The 26,235-nt window shown below is 69.6% G+C and carries 19 protein-coding genes; 14 read left to right on the top strand and 5 right to left on the bottom strand.

Annotated features, from left to right (window positions below; genetic code table 11):
- Positions 1-141: 141 nt before the first annotated feature.
- The gene (locus AC27IY_RS24700; RefSeq protein ID WP_423444526.1) at positions 142-5,391 is read left to right on the top strand and encodes a LamG-like jellyroll fold domain-containing protein; all 5,250 of its coding nucleotides are present in this window, start codon (positions 142-144) and stop codon (positions 5,389-5,391) included.
- Positions 5,392-7,054: 1,663 nt separating this feature from the next.
- On the opposite strand, the gene AC27IY_RS24705 is transcribed toward AC27IY_RS24700, so the two are convergent.
- From AC27IY_RS24705 to AC27IY_RS24715, 3 genes are all read right to left on the bottom strand, one after another.
- Entirely contained in the window at positions 7,055-7,552 is a 498-nt protein-coding gene (locus AC27IY_RS24705) for an ATP-binding protein (RefSeq protein ID WP_487179302.1), read from the bottom strand.
- Entirely contained in the window at positions 7,549-7,833 is a 285-nt protein-coding gene (locus tag AC27IY_RS24710; protein WP_487179303.1) for a hypothetical protein, read from the bottom strand. Before AC27IY_RS24710 ends, AC27IY_RS24705 begins: the two co-directional genes overlap by 4 nt.
- Before the next feature lie 141 nt (positions 7,834-7,974).
- Positions 7,975-8,262: a hypothetical protein gene (locus AC27IY_RS24715; protein ID WP_423444520.1), complete on the bottom strand. Its 288-nt coding sequence runs from the start codon at positions 8,260-8,262 to the stop codon at positions 7,975-7,977.
- Between the two features lie 277 nt (positions 8,263-8,539).
- Between AC27IY_RS24715 and AC27IY_RS24720 the strand changes: the two genes are divergently transcribed.
- The 7 genes from AC27IY_RS24720 (at position 8,540) to AC27IY_RS24750 (ending at position 14,538) form a co-directional block, all read left to right on the top strand.
- A complete protein-coding gene (locus tag AC27IY_RS24720; RefSeq protein WP_423444518.1) occupies positions 8,540-9,367 on the top strand; it encodes a helix-turn-helix domain-containing protein in 828 nt (275 codons plus the stop codon).
- Positions 9,358-9,564, top strand: coding sequence for a DUF397 domain-containing protein (locus tag AC27IY_RS24725; RefSeq protein ID WP_423444516.1), 207 nt, complete (start codon positions 9,358-9,360; stop codon positions 9,562-9,564). The genes AC27IY_RS24720 and AC27IY_RS24725 overlap by 10 nt, the downstream gene beginning before the upstream one ends.
- A gap of 487 nt (positions 9,565-10,051) precedes the next feature.
- Positions 10,052-10,909: a Gfo/Idh/MocA family protein gene (locus AC27IY_RS24730; protein ID WP_423444514.1), complete on the top strand. Its 858-nt coding sequence runs from the start codon at positions 10,052-10,054 to the stop codon at positions 10,907-10,909.
- Between the two features lie 206 nt (positions 10,910-11,115).
- Positions 11,116-12,072 (top strand): ABC transporter substrate-binding protein, encoded by a 957-nt coding sequence (locus AC27IY_RS24735; protein WP_344214394.1) that lies wholly within the window; start codon positions 11,116-11,118, stop codon positions 12,070-12,072.
- A gap of 2 nt (positions 12,073-12,074) precedes the next feature.
- Positions 12,075-13,109: a FecCD family ABC transporter permease gene (locus tag AC27IY_RS24740; RefSeq protein ID WP_449944506.1), complete on the top strand. Its 1,035-nt coding sequence runs from the start codon at positions 12,075-12,077 to the stop codon at positions 13,107-13,109.
- A complete protein-coding gene (locus AC27IY_RS24745; protein ID WP_329581108.1) occupies positions 13,106-13,879 on the top strand; it encodes an ABC transporter ATP-binding protein in 774 nt (257 codons plus the stop codon). The genes AC27IY_RS24740 and AC27IY_RS24745 overlap by 4 nt, the downstream gene beginning before the upstream one ends.
- Positions 13,876-14,538 carry an adenosylcobinamide amidohydrolase gene (locus tag AC27IY_RS24750; protein WP_487179304.1) on the top strand — a complete coding sequence of 221 codons (663 nt, stop codon included), beginning with the start codon at positions 13,876-13,878 and terminating at the stop codon, positions 14,536-14,538. Before AC27IY_RS24745 ends, AC27IY_RS24750 begins: the two co-directional genes overlap by 4 nt.
- Here the strand turns inward: AC27IY_RS24750 and AC27IY_RS24755 are convergent.
- Positions 14,502-16,181: a hydantoinase B/oxoprolinase family protein gene (locus tag AC27IY_RS24755; RefSeq protein WP_487179305.1), complete on the bottom strand. Its 1,680-nt coding sequence runs from the start codon at positions 16,179-16,181 to the stop codon at positions 14,502-14,504. The two genes, AC27IY_RS24750 and AC27IY_RS24755, sit on opposite strands and share 37 nt — an antisense overlap.
- Positions 16,178-18,325: a hydantoinase/oxoprolinase family protein gene (locus AC27IY_RS24760; RefSeq protein ID WP_487179306.1), complete on the bottom strand. Its 2,148-nt coding sequence runs from the start codon at positions 18,323-18,325 to the stop codon at positions 16,178-16,180. The genes AC27IY_RS24755 and AC27IY_RS24760 overlap by 4 nt, the downstream gene beginning before the upstream one ends.
- A gap of 106 nt (positions 18,326-18,431) precedes the next feature.
- Here AC27IY_RS24760 and AC27IY_RS24765 point away from each other — a divergent pair, with 106 nt between their 5' ends.
- The 6 genes from AC27IY_RS24765 to AC27IY_RS24790 all read left to right on the top strand — a co-directional run bounded on the left by AC27IY_RS24765 (position 18,432) and on the right by AC27IY_RS24790 (position 26,224).
- Positions 18,432-19,910, top strand: coding sequence for a hypothetical protein (locus AC27IY_RS24765; RefSeq protein WP_487179307.1), 1,479 nt, complete (start codon positions 18,432-18,434; stop codon positions 19,908-19,910).
- Positions 19,910-21,661 (top strand): serine/threonine protein kinase, encoded by a 1,752-nt coding sequence (locus AC27IY_RS24770; protein ID WP_487179308.1) that lies wholly within the window; start codon positions 19,910-19,912, stop codon positions 21,659-21,661. The genes AC27IY_RS24765 and AC27IY_RS24770 overlap by 1 nt, the downstream gene beginning before the upstream one ends.
- Before the next feature lie 83 nt (positions 21,662-21,744).
- The gene (locus AC27IY_RS24775; RefSeq protein WP_091076620.1) at positions 21,745-22,401 is read left to right on the top strand and encodes a response regulator; all 657 of its coding nucleotides are present in this window, start codon (positions 21,745-21,747) and stop codon (positions 22,399-22,401) included.
- Positions 22,402-22,470: 69 nt separating this feature from the next.
- Positions 22,471-24,543, top strand: coding sequence for a DUF6421 family protein (locus AC27IY_RS24780; RefSeq protein ID WP_449944525.1), 2,073 nt, complete (start codon positions 22,471-22,473; stop codon positions 24,541-24,543).
- Positions 24,540-25,169 carry an SDR family NAD(P)-dependent oxidoreductase gene (locus AC27IY_RS24785; RefSeq protein ID WP_344214411.1) on the top strand — a complete coding sequence of 210 codons (630 nt, stop codon included), beginning with the start codon at positions 24,540-24,542 and terminating at the stop codon, positions 25,167-25,169. The genes AC27IY_RS24780 and AC27IY_RS24785 overlap by 4 nt, the downstream gene beginning before the upstream one ends.
- Positions 25,166-26,224, top strand: coding sequence for a threonine aldolase family protein (locus AC27IY_RS24790; RefSeq protein WP_487179309.1), 1,059 nt, complete (start codon positions 25,166-25,168; stop codon positions 26,222-26,224). Before AC27IY_RS24785 ends, AC27IY_RS24790 begins: the two co-directional genes overlap by 4 nt.
- Positions 26,225-26,235: the final 11 nt, after the last annotated feature.

Below are 26,235 nucleotides of genomic sequence, written 5' to 3' on the forward strand. Positions count from 1 at the left end.
AGATGATCTTTCTTTTATGTACAGCTTATGTAACGATCGCTCTGTTTGCGTAAATCTATTCGAAAGGCTGGAGTGAAAACACAACGATCAGCGTCTGGCTTATCTCCCCGGACGCGCCGCCTCGTCGCTCTGATCGCCGCGATGGTGTTGCCTATCTCGCTGATGGCCGCGCCCGCGACCGCCCATGGCTCCACACAATCTCCCACCCCCACCCCCACCCCTCAAGCCACCGACGCCACCAGCCCGACCGGCGCCGCTTTAGCACAGGCCAAGAAGGACAACAAACGCGTCGAGATTGAGGCGCTGCGCTCGGAAACAGCCACCTACTACGCCAATCCTGACGGTAAGACCCTGCGCGCCGAGTTGTCGACCACCCCGATCCGTGTCCAGAAGGACGGCGCTTGGCAGCCGGTCGACACTACCCTGGTCGAAAAGGACGGCATCATCCAACCGAAGGCGGTCAAGGGCGACATCACCTTGTCCGCCGGTGGCGGCACTACCCTTGTCAAGCTGACCGGCGAGCGCGGTCCCGCCTCCATCGCCGCCTCGGTCACGCTCCCCGAGCCCCAACTCAAGGGCAACACCGCCACCTACCGAGACGCTGCGGGCCCGGGCAGCGACCTGGTCATCACCGTCACCCCGAGCGGGTTCCGGCAGGAGATTGTGATCCGCCAGCGCCCGGCCAAGGACCTTACCTTCCGCATCCCCGTCCGCCTGCCCAAGGGCACCAAATTCCGCACCGGCAACAAGCCCGCCCTGCTGGACAGCGAGGGCAAGCAGATTGACAAAGTGTCGGCCGCACCTATGACGGATGCCGCTGCGGCAAACAACCCCGACACAGGGAAGATCGGCCAGGCCGCTATCCGGGTCGATGGGGATGCCGCGGTTCTCACTGCGGACGCCGGCTTCCTGGCCGACCCGGCCGTTACCTATCCCGTCACGGTGGAGACCGCCTCGGAAGAATGGGTGGGTACCGGCATCGACGGCGACACCCACGTCAGCCAGGTCCGCCCGGACGGAGAGCTCAACAGCACCCTCACCTGGATGCACGCCGGACGCTCCCACAGCGGCGCCCAGACCCACCGCGCCTATTTCCGCTTCAACATCCGCGGCACCCCGCTAGAGGGCGGCACTGTCAGCAACGCCGATTTCCGGCTCTTCAACTACAACTCACATGACTGCAGCGACACCGGCAACCCCGGTATTGAACTGCGCCAGATCACCGACGACTGGAGCATACAGTCGCTGACCTGGAGCAACCAGCCCTCTACCGAGATCAACGGTCATGTCGGCAACAAGGGCGCCTACGACGTGGACTGCCCGGAGGGCGAGGGCGAGCTGTACTACTCCATCGAGCAGATCGTCCAGGGCTGGATGAACGGTGTCCCCGACCGCGGCATCCGCCTCGGCTCCCCGATCGAGTCCGAGGCCCAGAACTGGCGCACCTACCGCTCTTACGAGTATGGCGGCTACGACACCTACCCCTTCACCCCCCGCGGCCCCGTCCTCTTCATTGAGTACACCCCACCTGAGCGGGAGAACAGTGCGGTGTACTGGGGTCTCCCCGATGGGACCATCACAGATGAAGTTCTGAGCGACTATGGGACCGAGGTCACTGACACTCAGCTACCACCACCCGCCATGAACCGGCGCCAGGCCACCGCCGAAGCGCAGGCCCAGGAGGGTTTCCTTGAGATAGACCCGGACAGTATGTCGGTCCCGGAGGGCCTGACCGACGAGCAGATCGCAACTGATCTGGACCCCGACCGGCTGCCGACGGAGACGCCCCCTGAACAATTGCCCCCGTACGTCACCGCCACAGTCCCCGACTCTGACGCGACAAATGTGCCTCTGAACAGCACCGTCCGCGTTACATTCAACAGGTCAGTGACCGAGGCGCAGATCGTAGTCAAGGATCCCCAGGGTGTCGCCGTCCCCGGCTCTGCATCGATGGATCCGGCAAACCTCGTTCTCACCTTTATGCCCACTGCACCCTGGACCGCCACGACCACATACACAGCGCAGGTGAGTGGCGCGAAGGACGAACTTGGCGACACGATGGCGGCCCATACATGGTCATTCATCACGGGCGTGGACACGCCGCCTCCGGTTCCGGGGCTGGTGGCGGCTTACGGCATGAACGAGGGTACGGGCACGAGCGTGACCGACTCCTCCGGACAGAACAACACCGGCACCGGCACCGGCACCACGTGGGCCAACGGCAAATACGGCCAGGCGCTTTCGTTCAACGGCACCTCCAGCCGGGTCAATGTCGCCGATGCCGCGTCGTTGCGGTTGACGGCCGGGATGACACTGTCAGCCTGGGTGAACCCGGCCTCGGTGTCGGCCTGGAGCCCCGTCGTGGGCAAGGAATTGAGCAGCGAGGCAGTCTCCTACACCCTGTACGCCTCCAACGGGTCGGCCCCGTCCGGGTGGGTGCAGACCGATCCGGTGACCTCCTCGACCATTAACGGCACCTCGCTGCTGCCGGTTGGCACCTGGAGCCATGTGGCGCTCAGCTACGATGGCGCCGCTCTGCGGTTGTTCGTCAACGGCCGGCAAGTCGCTCAGACCGCGCTGACTGGAAGCCTGTACGACGACGGCGGCCCGCTGCGGATCGGCGGCAACGCCGCCTGGAACGAGTACTTCCGCGGCCTGATCGACGAGGTGCGCATCTACAACCGCGCCCAGACCGCGGCTCAGATCCAGGCCGACATGAACGCCCCGATCGGTGGGCAGCCGACGCCGGACACCCAGGCGCCGAGCGTGCCCGGCTCGCTCGCCGCGACCGGCGGTTCCGGCAGCACGCAGCTCACCTGGACGGCCTCGACGGATAACGTGGGTGTGGACGGCTACCGGATCCACCGCTCCCCGACGCCGGGATTCACCCCCTCGGAGGCGAACCAGGTCGGCTCGTCGCCGACCGCCACGTTCACCGAGGCGGGGCTGGCCGCGGGAACCTACTACTACCGGGTCCGCGCCTTCGATGCGGCCGGCAACCTCAGCCCGTCCTCCAACGAGGTCTCGGCCACCGTCACGACCCCGCCGGCGAACCCGGGCCTGGTGGCCGCCTACGGCATGAACGAAGCGACCGGCACCACCGTGGGCGACTCCTCCGGGCAAAACAACACCGGAGCAGCCAGGGATACCAGCTGGGCGGCCGGTCGGCATGGCGGCGCTCTGTCGTTCAACGGTGTTACCAGCTGGGTCACCGTCCCGCACGCCGCGTCACTGCGGCTGGCCAGCACGCTGACACTGTCGGCCTGGGTACGGCCCTCGGCGCTGGGCAGCCTGTGGCGTACCGTGCTGATGAAGGAGCGCGCCGGGGGCGGTGCCTACGGTCTGTATGCCTCCACCGAGACCTCCGGCCCGGGAGGCTGGCTGCAGACCACCGAGGAGACCGCCGGCATTGGCAGCCGCACGGCGCTGCCGCTGAATCAGTGGAGCCATGTGGCCTTGACCTACGACGGCGCCACGGCCGTGGTGTATGTCAACGGTACCGAGCTCGGACAGGTGCCGGTGGTCGGCGAGGTCGTTGATGACGCCGGTGTGCTGCGAATCGGCGGCAATTCTTCCTGGGGTGAGTTCTACAGCGGCCTGATCGATGAGGTACGCGTTTACAACCGGGTCCAGAGCGCAGCCGAGATCCAGACCGACATGAACACCCCCATCGGCGCCGCTGCGGCCACCAGCAGCGTAGCCCAGCGTCAGGGGATTGGTGCCGCCGACATCGTGAAGCTGACGGTGGACGGCAGCCGTACTGTGGACGGCGTCACCGTCGCCTCCACCCTCACCCCGCAGCTGACCACCTGGCTGGCCACTGGGCACGACGGCGAGGCCAAGGTAGAGGTGGAGATCGCCCGCCAGTCCGGCAAGGGCAAGCTCGCCAAGCCCGGCAAGGGAAAGCTCGCCAAGACGGACCAGACAGCCGAAGACAAGCATCAGATCTGGACAGGCCAGGCCGCCACCAAGCCCGGAGATTCCCGGGTAACGCTCCAAGTCCCCAAGGACAGACTGCGGGACGGAGAGAAGGCCAGGTGGCGGGCCCGTCTTACTGGGTCGGGCGCGAGTGGAATCTGGTCCAGATGGCACGTCCTGACCGTGGATGTGACTGAGACATCGACCAGCGCCCAGCGAACCGACGCAGAACGGACCTCTGCCTATGCGAACGCGGCGAATAACTTCAACTACGACCGAATCACGTCGCCCAGCGACTGCCTGAGTCATCCCACGGCGCTGTACCAAGCGCCGAATCCTAGACTAAACAAACCGGCCAAGAATCCGACCGGCTTCACCAAGAACCACTTTTCCTACTGCATCAGCGATCAGCCGTCGATCGTGGGAGTGGATTCCAGGGGAAGGCCTACGGGTAATCGGGTGGATTTCGATATTGTTCTGATCGGGCGAACGTTCCAGGGGAGCCGTACCATAGAATACGACCTCTACGTCCAAAAGATGCTGGTCGCCGGCTCCAGATGGCAGAACTCGGTATTCATCATCGATATGGTGGGGACCGGCGACCCGAATCCTCGGGTGTGCCAGCCAGTAGCGGGCGGCGGCTTCCAGCTCGCCTATTCCGGAAATCAATGGTGGTGGCCGGGGAAGAAGGTGTCCTTCAAGTTCGAATCGTCCGACTCGGGATGGATGCCAGGACCGGACAACCGAGAAGCCATCGGCCACTGTGTAAGCAAGATACGGCTCGACGTGGCGGGCGACCCGCAGAAATCGAACAACCTGGGTCCGAAGCAAGTCGTTCGATGCGACTCGTTCGACGCCAACGTCTGGTACCCGAAGGGGTGCATTTTCGACCATCTCGTCCCCTCCATCATGCTCAAGCAGACCGTCTTTCCCAACGCTTACCAGCACATCTCGCTGGCCTACCTCCAGCCCAGCCTGACGACGCCCACGGCCTCGGCGGCAGTCATCGGAAAAACCTGGCCACAGCATGTTCCGCTAACGACACCAAAGAAATTCCCAGGATTCTCAAAGAGCTCTCCTGTGCATCGGAATTACTGGGACGAGAATCGAATAGATCGGAACCGGGATCGCTCGGAGCGCATCTGCGGATATGACCATACCTCCTCATGGAACGGCAGGCATCCTGTGCCATGGGATACCAGCGTCGAAGAGTGCGACGAGTTTCCGTTCGCCAGCACGTTCGAGGGCGCATGGGTCTCATGGCAGAAAGATAAGCCTGATGATCAATGCTGTACGTACAATCCGGGCGTGAACATCTCCGTCAAACTAATTCCGCGGCAGGAGAACCGGGATTGGGGGACGGCGGCTAGTCTCGCCGGGCTGGGCCGGTTCTATTTCAACGACCGTATCCTAGACGAGGATCCGTTCTTCCTCCGCCTGTATGACGTGTCCGGCAAACTGATCAACCCGTAACGCGCGCATCCCATGCCCGCCTCGGAACAGAGCAGTACTCCGAGGCGGGCGCAAACTTTCAGTCCGTCGAAGGCCAGAACTGCAGACGGAACGATTCCAGGCCTTCGAGCGGTTTTTCTGCTGTCTCACGCACCCCCGGACCTGGCCGAAGGCATGCATGTACAGTCCAGGTCCCGCCGCTGCGACCCAGGTTCATGACATTCACAGAAGGGCGACCAAGGATCTGTGCGAGACGGACTCGACCAGAGCTTGCATAGAGATGGGAAGTTGCATTCTTGGTCCATTCAGCTTCATCGGCGGGTGGTTGGCCGTCCCATAACTCTAGGACGACAGCGGCCACATGCCGATGGTGCGCGCTCGTGACGATGGCCAGATTCGCTGTGGTGACAAACCACGAGGCAGGGCCGGATGCTTCCACCAGATCGGAGAAGCTCACAGCTCCCTCCGGCTGCCCTGGGGCTCCGTCTAGGTCGACAAGCATGAATTGATAACTGTCCACCTTAATTGTGTCTTCGATGCGTACCTGAAGACGAGGCATCTCCCGCCTCTCCACGGAAAGCACAAGTAATGTTCCTGTCTCGCCCGAGACTATGGTCGCAGGCGAAACAGGACTGATCTTACATCGCTGGGGAAGGAAGAGGCGTGCGGCCAGGGATTTCGAGGGGTGGGCGGCTCGGCGAGCGGACTCAGCGACATCAAAGAAACGCGCGGCGGTTTGGTGCGTACCTGGACATCGTTCGGGATTGCACCATGTCCGAAGCGAGAGCTGAACTGCCCGCATGCCCTGACCTGGCCGCACCGCACATGATCGGCTACGCTCGGCGAGCGATCGTGTCGTCGTGCTGGAGCCCGCGGGCTGGCATGGCAAGAGAGAGGCCGAGTAGAACTTGGTCAAGCAAGGTTGGAGCCCTCAATCTGTTCGCCATGAACACGGCGGCTCAGCCTCAAACACACGTTCGATTGAACCCGTCCATGTTTTGATGCATAGCTACCTAATATGTTTGTGCTGTCGTGGCGAGGTTGTGGCTGCGGCGGTAGGAGATGGCTCCGAACTCAGCGGGTGGCCATTGTCCACGGGCGGCGTGCAGACGGCGATGGTTGCACCAGCCGAGGTAGTGAGTGGTCGGCGAGGTCGACGACACGCTGAGCTCCCATAGTCATGAGCCGTGCGCGGCGGCCCGCCATGCCAGGGAGAGCCGGACGTAGGGGGCCGAGGCCGCCATCGCAGCAGATCTACCCCGACAGCGTGTACGACACCCTGAACAGCTCCCGGACCAACTCGGCGATCCTTCAAGGTCCAGACGGTGGTCCTCGGCTCAACCGCGACCTCGGGATATGCATGCAAGATCATCCCCTGTATGTCCCCAGAACGCTGTCCTACGGCTGCATTCGGGTGCTCTCCGCGGCATACCGAGGGTCTGGAAAGCAAAAGACCTGCGGCTGAGAAACTGCAGGTCAGAGGCTGAATTGCCTGGTCGAGATGAGTGCCCCCGGCAGTGTGCGCCCTGCAGGATTCGAACCTAATGACTCCGCGCTGCCGGGAACGGTGCTCGCACACCTGGTGCGGGATCAACGCCCCGAGCCCCACCAGATCCGTCAGCCGACCCGACCCAGCCCCCTTGACCCACTCCGCCACCTCGGCGGACGCTACCAGCACAAACCCCTACCTAAACGGAATTGATCCGTCCCTCACGACGAACCAGACGATCTTGCCGTCCGGCGTCGGATCGACACCCCATCGCTCGGCGTAGGCCGCGATGATCGCCAGTCCGCGTCCGTGCTCCTCGGCCGGGCCCGCAGGTAGCGGAGTCGGCCAGACGGGGCTGTGGTCGGCCACCTCTCCCCGGACGCTTCGGCCCTGCCGGTGCAGGGAGAGGGTCACCGCGGACTTCGCGTGCACGATCGCGTTGGTCACGACCTCCGACACGACCACGGTCAGGTCGTCAGCCAGAGCGGACAGGCCCCACACCGCGAGGGCCTCGCGCACGAGCCGGCGCGCTGCGGCCACCGCTTCTGGTACGGCGGGCAGGTCCCAGCTTGCCTCCTTGCCGTCTCGTGCGGGGGACGGAGCGAGCATTGGCAGGATCTCTCCCGGAGAGCCGTCGAGATGTCCCGCAACCGCATGGCGCGCGCCTCGATCGGGAAGGTCATGCGTGTTCACCGGGCCCACCCCTCCAGCAGGGCTGTCCAGAGCTTGATCGCCGCTGCCCTTTGCAGCCAGGGGCTCTCGCTGACGTGGGTGCTCGCGGGCGAGCGTACGGTGCGGCGGATGAAGGCCAGGCCGGCCGCCTCGCACAGCTCGTATGACGTGGGGACGCAGTCGCAGGTGTGACTTCTGACCCTGATGGACACGACCCTGTCTGTGGAGGCTGACCAGCTGATCTTGGCGAGACCGTTCTTGGCTGGTTTGAGGTGTGCGCTGTGGAAATCCCGCGTGCTCATGTCGGCCGCTCTACATATGCGTGCAGCGCCCAGTCGTGGGCCTCGCGGACAGTTATTTTCGTCGCGTGGATTCCTGCGAAATCAGTCATATGCAGGCTTTCCGGAATATCGTTTCGGTGGCGTCATGACGAAGGGGCCTTCTCACATGTTCACCTCTGCGGCGATGATGGCGGCGGCATTGTCGGCATGGGCCACCACCCATCTGTCGCGCCGCCACAGCCGTGCCCACCATGGCCGCCAGGTGAACACCCAGCCGCAGTATCGGCGGATGGCGGTGATGTGAAGTCTGGCGCCGGTCTTGGTGCACATCTGCAGGACCGGCGAGCCGGTCGCGGGTATGACCAGCGAAATGTCGTAGCCCAGGCCGCGCAGGTCCCAGCCCAGCCGGGCCAGGTGGCCGAATCTCTCGTGCTCTTCGCGCTCTGTCATGCTCCCGCCTTTCCGGCTGCCTTTCAGTGGGTACGGTCGGACGGCGAATAGTGGTGTCGGGCTATTTGCGTCCGGCCGGGTGAATGTTGTGGGCAGGCTTCTGCGTCTGCGCTGGATGAGAAGGTGTGCGTTCAGCGTGCCTTCTCGGTGTCAGGGCGGGCGACTGATTCTTCAGGCCAAGACAGCAGGCCTAATGACAGCAGCCGGTCAGGTGTGGTTTAAAGGAGTCATCAACTCTGCGAGGATTTCCGTTTTCTCCAGTAAGAGAGGAAATGTCATGGAGGTCGTGCAGGCAATCAACCCGGACTCTCCGCGCGTACGTTTCGGGGCGGAGATGCGGCGGCTGCGGGAGGCCGCGGAGCTCTCCCAGGCTGCGGTGGCGGCCCGGCTCGGGTGTACGCAGACGCAGGTCAGCAGACTGGAGAAGGCGAACCGCACCCCGTCACGGTCCGACGCCGAACGGCTGGACCTGCTCTTTGGCGCTTCTGAGGGCGTTTCCTTCGCCCAGCTCTACGAGCGCATCGTCGCCCAACCGGGTGGTCCGTCCTGGTTCCGAAGTTGGGCGGAGGAGATTGAGCCCAGCCTCCTCGTGCTGCGTTCGTGGGATCCCCTGCTCGTTCCTGGCCTTCTACAGACCGAGGCGTACGCCCGCCATATCTTTCTCATGGAACCTCGGGCCACTTCTGAAGAGGTGGAGCAGCGCGTGGAAGCGAGGATGCGCAGGCAGCGCATCCTCGATCGGGCCCAGCCGCCTCTGGTTTCCGTTCTCTTCGACGCGGGTGTGCTGCGGCGGCGCGTCGGTGGGCCAGAGGTGATGAGTGAGCAGCTTGATCGCCTGCTGGAGATCGCGGCGCATCCCTCGGTGTTCATCCAGGTCGTCAATCCGGATTGCCTTCCAGGCATGGCCGGCCCGTTCATGATCGCCAAACTGCCGCATGGACAGCCCGATGTCATCAGCTCCGACGCCCCGGCTCAGGCCCAGATCACGGCAGATCCCGATATCGTGGCCGCGATCTGGGAGCGCTATGAGGCGATCCGGCTCTGGGCGTATCCTGAGCGCGAGTCCCTCAAGATAATCGAGGAAGTGAGGAGAGAATGGACTTGAGTTGCGCTGTGTGGCAGAAGTCGTCCTACTCTTCGGGGAACGGCGGCCAGTGCGTCGAGGTCGCGATGAACCTTCCTGAAATGATTGCCGTCCGCGACAGCAAGGATCCGGATGGTCCCAAGCTGCTCTTCACCTGCGACGAGTGGAAGGCATTCATTGGCGGCGTGAAGAAGGGCGAGTTCGACGCTCTCTTCTAACTCTCGCTCTCTGACTCTCCTCTAGCGAGGTGGCGGGACCATGGCCGGGCGGAGGATTCAGCGTTGAGGTGTAATTCTCGCCATCGACCAAGGGCATCTCGAGTTTGAGGCCGCAGACCGTCATGCGGTCGATCTCGGGGAGAATAAGGTCCTTGGTGCGGTAGGTGTCGTACTTTGCGATCTCGTTGTTCTTGAGGCCGCCGATTTCCGACTGGAAGGTCCCCAGGATGTAGTCCACATCCTCGCGTCTGGTCCCTTAGAGATGGAAGAAATAGGCGTCCAACTGGGGATGGGGCTCCAGCGCTTCAGGTGTAGGGACGGGGAGTTGCTTCCAAACGCATAGGCCCATGCTGGTGCTACCGATTTTTTGGCGACTCGCGAAATCGAAAATAAGAGAGCGGATATCTGCGGCACCCGCTTGAGAAGTGCGTACGTCAGGATGTGGGGCAGGGGGACGTCCGGTGCTCTGGGCGTGAAAGGGGTCTTCATGGAGCCGGTGGCGGTCGGGCTCGTGGGCGCGGGACCGTGGGCGAGGATGGCGCACGCGCCGATGCTGGCCAAGGGCCCGCACACGCGGCTCGCGGGCGTCTGGGCGCGGCGTCCCGAGGCGGCGGCCGAGCTGGGCGCCCCCGTGTACGAGCGGATCGAGGAGCTGTTCGACCACTGCGAGGCGGTGGCGTTCTGCGTCCCGCCCGGCGTGCAGGCCGAGCTGGCCGTCCGGGCCGCCCGCGCCGGCAAGGCGCTGCTGCTGGAGAAGCCGCTCGCCGATTCGCTCGACGGGGCGCGGCGGCTGGCCGACGCCGTGGCGGAGGCGGGCGTGGCCAGCCAGATGGTGCTGACCCTGCGCTATGCCGTACAGACCCGGACGTTCCTCGCCAGGTGCGGCGAGATTCAGCCGTTCGGCGGGCACGCCGCGAACATCTCCGGCGCGCTGCTCGGCGACCATCCCTTCGCCACGCCGTGGCGGCTGGAGCGCGGCGCGCTGCTCGACGTCGGGCCGCACGTCGTCGACCTGCTGGACGCCGCGCTCGGCCCCGTGGTGGGGGTGCGCGCCCACGGCGACCCGTTCGGGTGGATCGGGCTGCTGCTGGAGCACGAGGGCGGGGCCGTGTCGGAGGCGTCGCTGTCCATGGCGGCCGTCGGCGACCTGCCACCCGCGACGTTCGCCGTGTACGGCCGCAAGGGGAACGCGGTCCTGCTGCCGTTCGACGACGATCCCCTCGACGCGATTGCCGAGGAGTTCGCGCGGACGGTGCGCGAGGGCGGCGGCCACCCCCTCGACGCCGCCCACGGCCTCCGCCTGCAGCAGGTCGTCGCCGACGCCGACTCCCAGCTGCGCCGCTGACCCTTGACGTTACGGTTCTTTGGGGCATTGATAACGTTTGTCCGACGCGCAGTGCTGCAGCGAAGTCCGGTGCGAGTCCGGCGCTGTCCCGCAACTGTCATAGCCAGGTCGCCTGCCGCTGCGCCGACGCCATCAACCCTCGTGGAAAAGGGTGATCCGTCGCTCATCGCGGGTCTCTCGGTTCCGACAGTGTGAAAGGACATCTCGTGAGGCCCGTACGCACGGTCTTCGCGGGCGCGCTGCTGGGAACGCTGGTGCTGGCCGGATGCGGTCAGAACAGCGGGACCACCGCCACCCCCGCCCCCGCCGCCCCTTCCGCGTCCGCGTCCGCCGCCGGTGACGGGTTCCCCGTCACGATCGAGGCGGGCAACGGCAAGGTCACCATCGACAAGAAGCCCGAGCGCATCGTCTCGCTGTCGGCCAGCCACACCGAGACGCTGTTCGCCGTCGGCGCCGGCCCCCAGGTCATCGCCGTGGACGACCGCTCGAACTTCCCGCCCGAGGCCCCGAAGACGGACCTGTCCGGCTTCAAGCCGAACGTCGAGGCCATCGTGGCCAAGAAGCCCGACCTCGTCGTCCTGTCCGACGACCTCGACAACGTCGTGGCCGCGCTCGGCAAGGTCGGCGTGCCCGTGCTCCTGGAGCCGGCCGCGAAGACGCTCGACGAGGCGTACGAGGAGATCGCCGAGATCGGCGCGGCCACCGGCAACAAGGCCAAGGCCGACGAGGTCGTCACCGGCATGCGCGCGGCCATGGACAAGCTGGCCGCCGAGGCCCCCAAGGACAAGAAGCTCACCTACTACCACGAGCTCGACCAGACGCCGTACGCGGCCACGTCCCAGACGTTCATCGGCCAGGTGTACTCGATCTTCGGCCTCACCAACATCGCCGACCAGGCGCCCGACGCGGCGGGCGGCTATCCGAAGCTGTCGGCCGAGTTCGTCGCCCAGGCCGACCCCGACCTGATCTTCCTGGCCGACGTCAAGTGCTGCAAGCAGGACAAGGCGGCGCTGACCAAGCGGCCCGGCTGGGCGGGGCTGTCGGCCGTGAAGAACGACCGGGTCGTCGAGCTCGACGACGACATCGCCTCCCGCTGGGGGCCGCGCATCGTCGAGCTGGCCGAGAGCATCGGCGCCGCGGTGGCCAAGGCCGGCACGAGCTGACCGTGACGGGACAGGCCGGCCCGTCGCGGGCCAGACCCCTGTGGCTGGCGGGCGCCGCCGGCGTGCTGGCCGTCTCCATGATCGCCGGGCTGCTCGGCGGGGCGGCCGACATGTCGCCCTGGCAGGTGGTGCTCCAGGCGGTGGACTGGCTGCCGTTCGTACACGTCGACTCGGGGCTCACCCCGGTCGAGCAGGGGCTGCTGTACGAGCTGCGGCTGCCCCGCGTGCTGGTCGCCGCCGTGGTGGGCGGGCTGCTCGCCCTGGCGGGGGCCGGTTACCAGGGCGTGTTCCGCAATCCGCTCGCCGATCCGTACCTGCTGGGCGCGGCGGCCGGGGCGGGGCTCGCGGCCACGCTCGCCATCGTCGCGCTGCCGGCGCTGACGGGCGGCGTCCCGGTCGCGGCCTTCACCGGGGCCGTGTGCGGGGTGCTGCTGGCGTACACGCTGGGGAACACGGCCGGGCGTTCCGGCGGCACGGCCACGCTGGTGCTGGCGGGGGTGGCGGTGACGTCGTTCCTGACCGCGATCCAGACGTTCGTGCAGCAGTTCAAGGTGGAGGAGCTGCAGCGGATCTACTCCTGGATCCTCGGCGACGTCGGCGGCGGGTGGGAGCAGTTCTGGCTGGTGCTGCCGTACGCGGTGGTCGCCGCCGTGCTGCTCCTGCTGCACGGGCGGATGCTGGACGTGCTGTCCGTCGGCGACGAGGAGGCCGTCAGCTTGGGCGTGGCCGCCGCCCGGGTACGCCTGATCGTGCTGCTGGCCGCCTCGCTGGCCACGGCGGCGGCGGTGGCGGTGAGCGGGCTGATCGGGTTCGTCGGCATCGTCGTGCCGCACGTGGTGCGGCGGCTGGCGGGCGGCTCGTACCGGATCGTGCTGCCGCTGTCGCTGCTCGGCGGCGCGGCCTTCCTGGTGCTCGCCGACCTCGTGGCGCGCACCGTGCTCGCCCCGGCCGAGCTGCCGATCGGCGTGGTGACGATGTTCGTGGGGGCGCCGTTCTTCGTCGGGGTGCTCAGGATGACGCGGCGGGCGGAGACGTGATCGAGACCCGGGGGGTGACTGTCCGGCTCGGCGAGCGGGACGTCGTCCGCGACGTGGACATGCGGGTGCGCCAGGGCGAGTGGGTGGCCGTCATCGGGCCGAACGGGGCCGGCAAGTCCACCCTGCTCAAGGCCGTGATGGGGCTGGTCGCGCACGGGGGCGAGGTGCTGCTGGACGGGCGTCCCGCGGCCGGGCTGAAGCCGCGGGCGCGGGCCAGGCTGGTCGCGTACGCGCCGCAGACGCCGTCGCTGCCGCCCGACATGTCGGTCTTCGACTATGCGCTGCTGGGGCGGACGCCGTACATCCCCTACCTCGGGCGCGAGAGCGGCCACGACCGGGAGGTGACCGCGTCCGTGCTGGCCAGGCTCGACCTGTCGGAGCTGGCCGGGCGGCGGGTCGGCGAGCTGTCCGGCGGGGAGCGCCAGCGCGTGGTGCTGGCCAGGGCGCTCGCCCAGCAGGCCCCCGTGCTGCTGCTCGACGAGCCGACCACCGCGCTCGACCTCGGCCACCAGCAGCAGGTGCTGGAGTTGGTGGACCGGCTGCGCCGGGCCGACGGGCTCACCGTCGTCACCACCCTGCACGACCTGACCGTGGCCGGCCTGTACGCCGACGCGCTGCTCCTGCTCGCCGCCGGCCGGGCGGCCGCCTCCGGACTGCCCGCCGAGGTGCTGACCGAGGAGCTCGTGGGACGGCACTTCGGCGCCCATGTGAAGATCGAGCCGGGGCCGGACGGCCGGCCGGTCGTGCACCTGGTGAGGAGTGGGTCGTGAGGCTGACGTACCGCACGGAGGAGGGGGCGCGGCTCGGGGCGCTGCTGTGGGAGTTCGGGCCCGGCTGGCGGATGATCTCCTCGGCGGTGCTCGGCGGCGGCATCGGCGAACGCGCGTGGGTGCTGAACGCCCAGGTCGTCGCCGGGTACGCGCGCATGGACCCGATCGAGCACCTGACGTCGTTAGGCCCGGGCGGCGCCGGCGTCGGCATGATGACCGCCGCCTCCGTGGACCGCTGCGTCCAGGCGTCCGACGGCGGCGTGGACGCCTGGGCGACCGTGGGACTGCGCGTCCCCACCTGGGCCGCCGCGCCCGAGGGCGCCCCCGATCCCGAGCTGGCCCCGGTCCGGGTCGGCACCGTCAACATCGTGACCGCGCTGCCGATCGCCATGACCGACGCCGCCCTGGTCAACCTGGTGATGACGGTGACGGAGGCCAAGACCCAGGCGCTGGTCGAGACCGGCTACGCGGGCACGGGCACGGCCTCCGACGCGGTCTGCGTTGCCGTGCCCGCCGACGGGCCCCCGGAGCTGTTCGGCGGGCCGCGCTCGGAGTGGGGCGCGCGGGCCGCCCGCGCCGTCCACGCCGCCGTCCGGCGCGGCGCCGAGGCGTGGCGGGCGCGTCACCTCAGCCCGTCGGAGGACGGGTCGAGGCCGTAGTCCTCGGCCGCGCCTCTCGCCGTCACCCGGCCCGCCGCGAGATCGGCGCGGACCGCCGCCGGGTCCCGCTCGGCGGGCGGGCCGAGGCCGCCGCCGCCCGTGGTCTCCACCACGAACGCCTCCCCGGTGGCGAAGTGCACGTTGTTCACCTTCGAGGCGAGCCGTTCCAGGCGGCCGTCGAGACGGCGCCGGTAGAAGCCGCCGAGACGGCCGGGCAGGCCGCCGTCGCGGCCAGGGGGAGGCAGGCGCAGGCGGTCGCCCCTGGTGGTGACGTGGCAGTCGGCCAGGAAGCGGTAGACCGTGCGCGAGCCCAGCCCGCCCCGCCACCGGCCGGGACCGCCCGAGTCGGGGATCGTCTCGATCGACTCCACGACGAGCGGGCAGCGGCTCTCCACGGGCTCGGCCTGCGGCACCGAGTTGCGGCCCACGCCGAAGTGCACGCCGGTCGCGTCCGGGCCGTCCAGCCCGCGCCGCGCGCCGACCCCGCCGAAGTCGTAGGCGAGATGGATCCAGTACGGCGCCCCCACCGCCGCGATCGAGAACGGCTGCAGGATCCCGCTGGCCGCGATCGCGCGCTCGGGCACCGCGTCCGACATCGCCTGGAACACGGCCTCCATGGCGGCGTAGATCGGGACGTACCGGCCGCCGCACGGGTAGGGCGAGCGGGCGTTCAGCAGCGACCCCTCCGGAAGGCGGACCTCGATCGCGCGCACGCAGCCGTCGTTCATGGGGATCGCCGGATCCAGGAAGCAGCGGATCGCGAAGACGGCGGCGGCCAGCGACTGCGAGGCCGAGGCGTTGATCGCGGCCGGCACCTGCGGGCCGGTGCCGGCGAAGTCGAGCACGGCGCGGCCCTCCCCGAGGGTGACCGTGACCCGCACGTCGTGCGTCCTGCCGAGGTCGATCCCGTCGTCGTCGATCGGGTACGCCGCCGCGTAGCTCCCCTCGGGCAGCGCCGCGAGCGAGGCGCGGGTGCGGGCCTCGGTGTGGTCGAGGTAGTCGTCGATGCCCGCCGCCAGCCCCTTCTCGCCGTGCTCGGCCAGCAGGGATTCCAGGCGGGCGGCGGCCACCGCCGTCCCGGCGACGAGCGCGCGGACGTCGCCCATGACCTTGTCCGGGGTGCGGCTGTTGGCCCGCAGCACGGCCTCGATCGCCGGGTCCAGTCCCGCCTCGGTGGCCAGGCGGACCGGCGGGAGCTGCAGGCCCTCCAGGAAGATGTCCGTGGCCAGCGGGGCCATGCCGCCCGCCGACAGGCCGCCCAGGTCGGAGACGTGGATCATGGTGGCGGTGAAGTACGCCGGCGCGCCCCCGACGAACACCGGCCGGTAGACCAGCAGGTCGTTGGTGTGGACGCCGCCCCGGTAGGCGTCGTTGAGCGCGTACACGTCGCCGGGGCGCATCGTCTCGGGCGGGAGGTCGGCGAGCAGCTCGGGCAGCGCGGTGCGCAGCGCCATGCTGTTCATGAGCGTGGTGGCCATGGACTGCGCGACCAGCCGGCCGCGGGCGTCCAGGACGGCCGCCGAGGCGTCGGACCCCTCCACGATGAACGTCGAGTACGCCGAGCGCACCACGACGATGCTGGCCTCCTCGGCGGCCACGACCAGCGCGTTGCGCAGCACCTCGGCGGTCAGGGCGTCGCTCACGCGCGGCCTCCCCGGGTGAGGTGGACCGCGCCGGCGGGGGCGGGGGCGGCGGTCCAGGAGGGCGGGACCACGATCGTGGACTCGGCGTCCTCGACGATCGCCGGCCCGGGCAGCCGCTCCGGCAGGCTCGCCCGGGTGTGCACGGGCACCTCGACGTAGCCCCCGCACTCGGCGAAGTACGCCCGACGGCTCCCGACCGCCCCGGGAGCGGCTGGGGGGCGCTCGGGAATCCCGGCGGGGGAGAGGGGCGGGTGCTCCTGGGCACCGTCGGGGGGGACTGGCGGGGGCTCGGGGGTCCCAGCGGGGGTGGATGGCGGGGGCCCGGCCGGGGCGGACGGCGGGTGTGCGAGGGCCCCGGCCAGGGCGGATGGCCGATGTGCGTGGGGCGCCGCCGGGGCGGTGAGGCGGACGCGGTAGCCGACCAGTTCGATCTCGCCGCGCTGCTCGATCCCGTACACCTGCCGGTACCGCGCGGCGAAACGGGCGGCGAGCTCGTCGCGGGACGGCGACCAGGCCACCGTGAGATCGTGGGACTGCCCGAGGAAGCGTATGTCCACCGACCGCTCCACCCGCACCTCCGGATCCGCCGGCGACACCCCCAGGTCGGCCGCCGCCTCCGCCACGAGCCCGGCGAAGATCGGCTCGGGGTCGCCCGCGTCCAGCCGGGAACGGACCCGCTCGGTGGCGAGGTCGCCGGCCAGCAGCCCCGCCGCCGAGGCCACCCCGCAGTGGGCGGGCACCACGACCGTCGCGATCCCGAACCGCTCCGCGACCCGCGCCGCGTGCATGGGCCCGGCCCCGCCGAAGGCCACCAGGGCGAAGCCGCGCGGGTCGATGCCCCGCTGCACGGTCACGACGTGCACGGCGGAGGCCATCGCGGCGCTGACGATCTCGTGCACCGCCCGCGCCGCCTCCTCCCGCGCCACGCCGAGCGGCCCGGCGAGCCGGTCGACCGCCTCCTCCGCGAGGGCCGGCGTCAGCGGGATCGAGGCGGAGGCGAGGTAGCCGAGCACCAGGTTGGCGTCCGTGACCGTGGGCTCCGCGCCGCCCAGCCCGTAGCAGGCGGGGCCCGGGGACGACCCGGCCGAGCGCGGCCCGACGCGCAGCGTGCCCGCCGGGTCCAGCCAGGCCACGCTGCCGCCGCCCGCGCCCACCTCCGCCAGGTCGATGGCCGGGGTCCTGATCGGCACGCCGGTGCCCGCCCGCCGCCCGCCGAAGCTGCCCTTGCCGCCGACGTGGAACTCGTGGGTGATCTCCGGCCGCCCGCCGCGCACCACGCACGCCTTGGCGGTGGTCCCGCCCATGTCGAACGAGATCGCGTCGGCGAACCCGGCCCCGGCCGCCGCCAGCACCCCGGCCGCCGGCCCCGACTCGATCGTGGCCACCGCCCGCCGCGCGGCCAGCTCGGCGGAGACGACGCCGCCCCCGGACTCCATGACGTGGACGGGCGCGCGGATCCCGAGCGCGGCCAGCCGCTCGCGCAGCCGGGACAGGTAGGAGGCCATGAGCGGGCCGACGTAGGCGGACATGATGGTGGTGGTGGCGCGCTCGTACTCGCGGATCTCCGGCCACACCTCCGAGCTGGTCACCACGGACGGCACCGACGCGCGCAGGATCTCCGCGACCCGCCGCTCGTGGGCGGGGTTCGCGTAGGCGTGCAGCAGGCACACGGCGGCCGAGCCGATGCCGCGTCCGGCGATCTCGGCGGCGACCCGGCGTACGGAGGCGTCGTCGAGGGGCGTCAGGACCTCGCCGCGCGCCGAGACGCGCTCGGTCACCTCGAAGCAGTCCTCGGGCGCGACCGGGGGAGGGGGCGGGGTGAAACGGAGGTCGTAGCGGTCCTCCTCGACGCGGGCGTAACGGCCGAGCGGCACGACGCTACGAAAGCCCTGAGTCGTGACATAGGCGACACGTACGCCGGTCCGCTCCAGCACCGCGTTGGTGGCCAGCGTCGTGGCGTGCACCACCCGCGTGACCTGCGCGGGATCCCGGCCGCCGAGGGCGCGCGTAACGCCCGCCACGATTCCCGCGATGGGGTCGTAGTGGGTACTCAAGCACTTGGCCACGGAAATCGCGCCGGACGTATCTCGAAGGACCACATCGGTGAAGGTGCCGCCGACATCGACGCCGATCGAGTAGGCCACCCGGGTACGCTACGCCCCCTAGCAAGCGCTTGTCTACGTAGTGGTCTATTGACTTACGACGGGTGATTGGGACGCTGGTCCTAGTCCTTGTGTTGGGAGCGGAGAGATGGCGCGCCTCACAGCTCTTCTCGGTGCCGTCGCGGCGGTCGTGTCGGCCACGGTGTTCCTGACCGCCGCGCCGGCCGCGGCCCACGACCACCCCAGCGGCATCACGGACCTGGTCACCCCCGCCGTGGTGCGCCTGGAAGCGGTCTCCCACGTGGAGATCACCCTGCTCGACCACATCGGCGAGCTCAAACACGTGGAGCGGTCCTACGACATCCCCTTCGCCTCCGGCACCGGCACGGTCGTCAACCCCGACGGCACCGTCGTCGGCCTGCGCCGCCTGGCGGTCAACCCCGACGACGTCGCCGTCTACGCCGCCAACAGGATCTTCGCCGAGCACCACAAGGTGAAGATCCCCGCCGACTACAAGAAGCACAAGCTCTCCGACGACCGGCTCAACCACCACCTGCAGGAGTGCTACCCGCCCAAGACCGACACCGCCACCTGCATCATCGACGTCACGACCGAGATCACCGCCTACCCCAACGTCACCCCGGCCAGCACCGACGGCTACAAGGTCAAGTGCATCAAGGCCGGCCCCGACCCCGACGACCCCGCGGTGCTGGTGCCGCTGACCCCCGCGACCGGCGTCGGCATGCCGACCGCGCCGCTGGCCGACAAGGTGCCCGACCAGGTGGGCTCGCCCACGAACGTCGCGGGCTTCCTCGGCCGCCCCGGCCCGGACGTGCAGCACAGCGTCGCCATCGCGCACCTCGGGCAGGGCGGCGGCAAGGGCCAGACGGGCCGGCCGTTCGCCGACCCGGAGAAGAAGGTGGACGAGCCGGTCGAGCTGGGCGCCATGGCCGACAAGGGCATGGTGGGCGCGCCGGTCATCGGCGACAAGGACGGCCACGTCATCGGCCTGCTCATCGGCGGCGGCAAGGAAGGCAAGATGCTCGGGGTCCGCGAGGTCCTGAACGTCCTCGCCCAGGCCAAGGTGACACCCCGCCGCGGCGCCATCGACACCGCGTTCGAGGCGGCGCTGGCCCGCTACCACACCAAGTACTACACCGAGGCCGCGCCGGGCTTCCAGCGCGTGCTGGAGCTCTACCCCGGCGACGTGGTGGCCGCCAACCTGCTCAAGACCACGCTGGCCAAGCGCGGCGGCCCCGAGGACCAGGGCACCAAGCAGCTCGCCGCGCCCCCGGTCTCCTCCTCCCGGCCGCTGTGGCCGTTCCTGGTGGCGGCGGGCGTGCTCTTCATCGCCGCGGGCGGCGGGGCGTATCTGCTGTGGCGCCGCCGCGCTCCTGACAGACGTACGGAAGAACTGCCGCCACCGCTTGCGACCGGCCCCGCGTACGACGAAGGCGCCAGCCAGACCGTCGTCGTCCGACGCTCCCAGCCGTTCCAGGCGGTCCCGCAGCAGCAGCAGGTGCTGACGGCGCAGGAGGGCCCGATGAAGTACTGCGTGTCCTGCGGCATGAGGCTGGGCGCCGGCCACCGCTTCTGCGGCTACTGCGGTCACCCCATCGAGACGTGATGCACTTGAACGACAGATCGCTCATCGGCCAGGAGGTGGCCGGGTACTACATCGAGGACATCGTCGGCAAGGGCGGCATGGCCGTCGTCTACCTGGCGCTCGACCCCCGGCTGAGCCGCCGCGTCGCGCTGAAGATCCTCAACCCGGTGCTCAGCGTCGACGACCGGTTCAGGCAGCGGTTCATCCTGGAGTCCAGGACCGTCGCCAGCATCGAGCACCCCAACATCATCCCGATCTACGAGGCCAACGCCGACGCCGACGGCGTGCTCTACATCGCCATGCGCTACGTGGACGGCCTCGACCTGCGCCGCTTCATCCACGACCGGGGGCCGCTCCCGCTCGGCCCGGCCAACCGCATCTTCGCGCAGGTGGCCGCCGCGCTCGACGCCGCCCACGCCCACGACCTCATCCACCGCGACGTCAAACCGGCCAACATCCTGCTGGCCGGCGACCACGTCTACCTCACCGACTTCGGCATCACCAAGCACCGCTCGTCCATCTCCGGGCTGACCCAGACCGACCAGTTCATCGGCACGCCCCGGTACATGTCGCCCGAGCAGATCAACAAGGAGCACATCGACGGGCGCTGCGACCAGTACGCGCTGGCCTGCGTGGTCTACGAGGCGCTGTCGGGGCGGCTGCCGTTCCAGCGGGAGAACGACATCGCGCTGCTCTGGGCGCACCTCGCCGAGCAGCCGGTGCCGCTGTCGCACATCAGGCCCGAGCTGCCGCCGCAGGTGGACGCCGTGATGGCGCGGGCGCTGGCCAAGTCGCCCGAGCAGCGCTACGCCACCTGCACCGAGTTCGTCACCGCGCTCCGTGACGCGATCAGCGGCCCCCAGGCCGACCCCGACGCGCTGCTGGGCGGCGGCCTGGTGCCGCGCCCCGGGACGAGCCCGCACTCCGGGCCGTACTCCGTGCCGGGCTCCTCCGGGCCGCGCTCGAATCCAGGCTCGAATCCGGGCTCGAATCCTGGCTCGTTCCCTGGCTCGTTCCCTGGCTCGGGGCCTGGCTCGGGCCCGCACTCCGTGCCGGGGTCTTCCGGGCCGCACTCCTACCCGTACGGAGGGCCGCCGTCCGGCCCGCACCCCAGCCCGGGAACCTACGCCCCCGCGCCGACCGCCAGGCCCGCCGGCCGCGGCAAGCGTCCCGGCCGGGTGCCGATCGTGGCGGTCACACTGGTCGCCGCCGTCACCGCGCTGGCGCTGGTGGCGTTCATCGTCTTCAGTCACCGCGGCGACACCTGGACGCGCTACCAGCCCAGCCCCGCCGCGCCGGTCGCCTTCGACTACCCCGGCGACTGGACGGCGCGCACCCACCGGGACCTGTTCGCCGTGGCCTCGCCGCACGCGACGGAGTTCGAGTCGCTGTTCGTGGCCGGTCCCGGCGCCGACTGGTCGGCGATCTCGCAGGTCATCGCCGACGACCCGGAGGGCGCCTCCGGCGTGTACGTGCAGATCTCCGACACCCTGGACCCGGCGGGCGACTCCGACTCGATGAAGGCCAAGATGGACTCCCTGCTGCCCGGCACGGTCGACGTCGGCAAGCCGGTGCAGGACCAGGCGGGCAACAAACCGGCCACCCGCTTCGACGGCTCCATCATCGACCAGTCGAGCGGCGCGCGGCTCGGCTTCGTCAGCTACGTGATCGCCCGGCAGCCCAAGAACATGCTCGTGATGTACTTCTGCGCCAAGTCGAACTGCGACGACGCGACCCAGGCCCGCTTCAGGCAGAGCATCCAGGTCTCATGAGCCGGCGCCCGTGACTTGGAACTGACTTGTGCCCTGCTTGACCTGGGTGTTCAAGGGATATCCCCGGAGTCTACCCTCCGGCTGTGGGCATACGCATAGTCATCGCGGACGATCAGGCGATGGTGAGAGCCGGGCTGCGCATGGTCGTCGACAGCGACCCCGGCATGGAAGTCGTCGGCGAGGCGGCCGACGGGCGGGAGGCGATCTCCGTGGCGCGGCGCACGCGCCCGGACATCGTCCTCATGGACATCTCGATGCCCCGGCTGGACGGGCTGTCGGCGGCCAGGGAGCTGCTCGACACGCCGTCGCCGCCGAAGGTCATCACGCTGACGACGTTCGACACCGACGAGAACCTCTACGCGGCGCTGCGCGCCGGCACCAGCGGGTTCCTGCTGAAGGTCTCGCCGCCGGAGCAGCTCCTCGAGGCCATCCGGGTGGTGCACGCGGGCGACGCGCTGCTCGACCCGGCGGTGACCAGCCGGGTGATCGCCACGTTCGCCGGGCGGGCCGAGCCGAAGCCGTCGCCGATGCTGGGCGAGCTGACGCCGCGCGAGCTGGAGGTGCTGCGGCTGCTGGCGCGCGGCCTGACCAACGCCGAGATCGCGGGCGAGCTGTTCGTGGGGGAGGCGACGGTCAAGACGCACGTGGCGCGGGTGCTCATGAAACTGTCCCTGCGCGACCGGGCGCAGGCGGTGGTGTTCGCGTACGAGTCGGGGGTCGTCCGGCCGGGTGCGGCCTGAGGTTGTAGGCAACCATCGGGTCATATGTGTATATTTTTCGGCATAAGGCGGTCGATACAGGAGATTTTCATGCGAGCGTTCCCCCGAGTACTGTTCGACGAGGCCCACAGCGAGTCGTGGACCGTGCGGCGCGAGGTGGCCGAGGCCATCAACCCCGCCCACCCCGATGACAACAGCTACGCGCGGGCGGCGGAGCTGCTGCGCCATCTCGGGCACACGGTGACCGCCCGCACCACGGGAACGCTCCAACCCGACGTCCTCGCCGAGCAGGACGTGCTGGTCATCGCCCACCCCTCGGGCGAGCGCTGGGAGCGCACCACCGGCCAGGGCAGCCCCGTCCTGTCCGCCGAGGAGCTCGACGCCGTCGAGGCGTACGTGGCCGCCGGCGGCGGGCTCGTCGTGCTGGCCGAGGAGGAGCAGGACAAGTACGGCAACAATCTGCGGGACCTGCTCGCCCGCTTCGGCCTCGGCGTCGGCCACACCACGGTCCGCGACCCCGGCCACGCCCACCAGGGCGTCGCCACCTGGGTACGCGCCGAGCGCGCCACCACGGGCGGCCTGCTGGCCGGCGTGCGGGACGCCTGCTTCTACCGCAGCGGCGTGCTGACCGTGGAGCCGGGCCGCGACGCCACGGTGCTGTTCACCACCTCCGCCACGGCCGACCCGGCGGGCGCGCCGCTCGCGGTGGCCGTGCGGCACGGGCAGGGCCGGGTCGTCGCGTTCGCCGACTCCGACCTGTTCGGCGACGACTCGATCGACGACTACGACCACCGCGCCCTCTGGGGCAACGTCGTCACCTGGGCCGCCCGCGTCCCCGAGGACAACGAGGCGGCCGGCGCCCGCGACGCGGTGAAGGCGGAGCTGTTCGCCCGGCTCAAGGAGATCGTGGAGGAGCTGCGGCCGCTGCAGGTCAAGGACGGCTCGGTGCCGGAGGAGGCCAAGGAGCGGGCCGCCGCGCTGGTCGAGCGGGTCGGCGCCACCGTCGGCGAGCTCGCGCCGCACTTCCCGCACGACGCCGCGTACCTGGAGGCGGTCCGCGCGGACCTCGCCAAGTGGGCCGCGTCCGGGCTCGGCGTCCCCGATTTCCTCGACTCGCTCGACCTGTTCCACCCCGACACCCAGCGCGTGGACGGCCTGGAGCACCTGGTCGTCTTCCCGATGTACACCCAGAACGGCAACCCCAACCGCAACCTGGAGGCCGTCTGGATCCGGACGATCTGGCCGGACTGGCTGGCCCGGCTGGAGGCGGGCGGCTACGACAACCCGATGTTCGTGCCGATCGCCTTCCAGGACTTCACCTCCGGCTACGACACCCACTCGGCCGTGCTCTTCCCCGAGACCGTCGCGGTGCGGCAGACGCCGGCCCGCTTCACCTGGGGCGGCATCTTCGCCGACCGCGAGGCCGCGCGCTTCCGCCGGGTCTCGGCGGCGGCGGCCGAGACGCTCAAGCTGGACCTGCCGCCGGACGCCGCCCGGCTGCTGGACTCGCAGCCGCTCGCCGAGGACACCTTCGTGCTGTGGGACCTCGTCCACGACCGTACGCACAGCCACGGCGACCTGCCGTTCGACCCGTTCATGATCAAGCAGCGGATGCCGTACTGGCTGTACTCGCTGGAGGAGCTGCGCTGCGACCTGACCGCGTTCGGCGAGGCGGTGAAGCTGGAGCGGGAGGGCGTGCCGCACGCCCGCTACGTCCAGCACGCGATCCTGTTCGACCGGCTGTTCCGCTTCCCCATCAGCGGTGACCGGGTGCGCAACTACGACGGGCTCGGCGGCCAGCTCCTGTTCGCCTACCTGCACCGCAACGACGTCATCCGGTGGACCGACAACCGGCTGTCGATCGACTGGGCGCGCGTCGCCGACGGCGTGGCCGACCTGCGCGGCGAGGTGGAGAAGCTCTATCGCGACAGCATCGACCGGTCCAAGCTCGCCCACTGGCTGGCCGCCCACGAGCTGGTCAGCGCCTACGTGGCCCCGCACCCGGCGTCCGTCTGGGCCAAGGGCGTCGCGGCGCTGCCGGAGGAGCAGAAGGCCAAGGTGGACGCGGTCCTGCCGGACGAGTTCCCCCTGAGCATGTTCTACGAGGCACTGCGTCGTAAGCTGACGGACGTCGTCGAATCGACTAAGGGGCTGCGCGCATGATCATCTTGGTGACGGGGGCCGGCGGCCCCACCGGCGAGGCCGTGACGGCGCACTTCCGCAAGGACGGCCACACCGTCATCGGCGTCGACAAGGACGACGTCGACCTGCTCGACCGCGCCGCCGTCCAGCGGCTCGCCGAGCGCGTCGAGCGCGAGCACGGCCGCGTGGACGGCGTGGTCCACCTGGTCGGCGGCTGGCGCGGGTCCGCGTCCTTCGCCGAGACCTCGCTCGACGACTGGGACCTGCTGCACGACCTGCTGATCCGCACCCTCCAGCACGTCTCGCTGGCCTTCGAGCCGCTGCTGCGCCGCAGCGACAACGGCCGCTTCGTGATCGTCTCGGCCAAGGCGGCGGAGAAGCCGTCCGCCGGCGGCGCGGCCTACTCCGCGGCCAAGGCGGCGGCGGAGGCGTGGACGCTCTCCCTGGCCGACGCGCTGTCCGGCACCTCGTCGGCGGCCGTCGTCCTCGTCGTCAAGGCCCTCGTCAACGACGCGATGCGGGCCGCCAAGCCGCAGGCCCGCTTCGCCGGCTTCACCGACGTCAACGACCTCGCCGCGGCGATCGGCGGACTCTACGACCGCCCCGCCGCCGAGCTCAACGGCACCCGATTGGACCTCACCTCTTGATCCCCCGGCACGACCCCCATCTCAAGGCGTTCGCCAGCGACAACTACGCCGGCGTCCACCCGGAGATCCTGCAGGCCATCGCCACGGCCAACGGCGGACACCAGATCGCCTACGGCGAGGACGCCTACACCGAGGCGCTGCAGGACGTCTTCCGCCGCCACTTCGGCGAGCAGGCGCAGGCGTGGCCCGTCTTCAACGGCACGGCCGCGAACGTCGTCTCCCTGCGGGCGATGACCCGCCCGTGGGAGGCGGTCATCTGCGCCGAGACCGCCCACATCAACACCGACGAGGGCGGCGCCCCCGAGGTCACGGCCGGGATCAAGCTCCTGCCCGTGCCCACCCCGGACGGCAGGCTCACCCCCGAGCTGGTCGACCGGCAGGCGTGGGGCTTCGGCGACGTGCACCGCGCGCAGCCGCGCGTGGTGTCGGTGTCCAACACCACCGAGCTCGGCACCCTCTACACCCCTGACGAGCTCGCCGCGCTCTGCGCGCACGCCCACGAGCGGGGGCTGCTCGTCCACCTCGACGGCTCCCGCCTCACCAACGCCGCCGCCGCGCTCGACGTGCCCCTGCGGGCGCTCACCACCGACGTCGGCGTAGACGTGCTCTCCTTCGGCGGGACCAAGATCGGGCTGCTGTATGGCGAGGCCGTCGTCGTGCTCAACCCGGAGGCGGCGAGCGGCGTCGACTACATCCGCAAGACGTTCATGCAGCTGTCGTCGAAGATGCGCTTCGTCTCGGCGCAGTTCGAGGCGCTGCTCGCCGGCGACCTGTGGCTGCGCAACGCCCGCCAGGCCAATGCCATGGGGCGGCGGCTGGCCGACGCCGTCCGCGACATCCCCGGCGTCGTCCTGCCCCGGCCGGTCGAGGCCAACGCGGTCTTCGCCGTCCTGCCGCCCGACGTCACCGAGCGCCTGCAGAAGCGCTTCCGCTTCTACACCTGGAACGAGGCCACCGGCGAGGTCCGCTGGATGTGCGCCTTCGACACCACCGAGGCCGACGTGGACGCCTTCGCCGCGGCGGTCGCCGAGGAGATGGCGGCCTCGACCGGCTGAGTCGTCCCCGG

The sequence above is a fragment of the Nonomuraea sp. B208 genome, assembly GCF_057536035.1.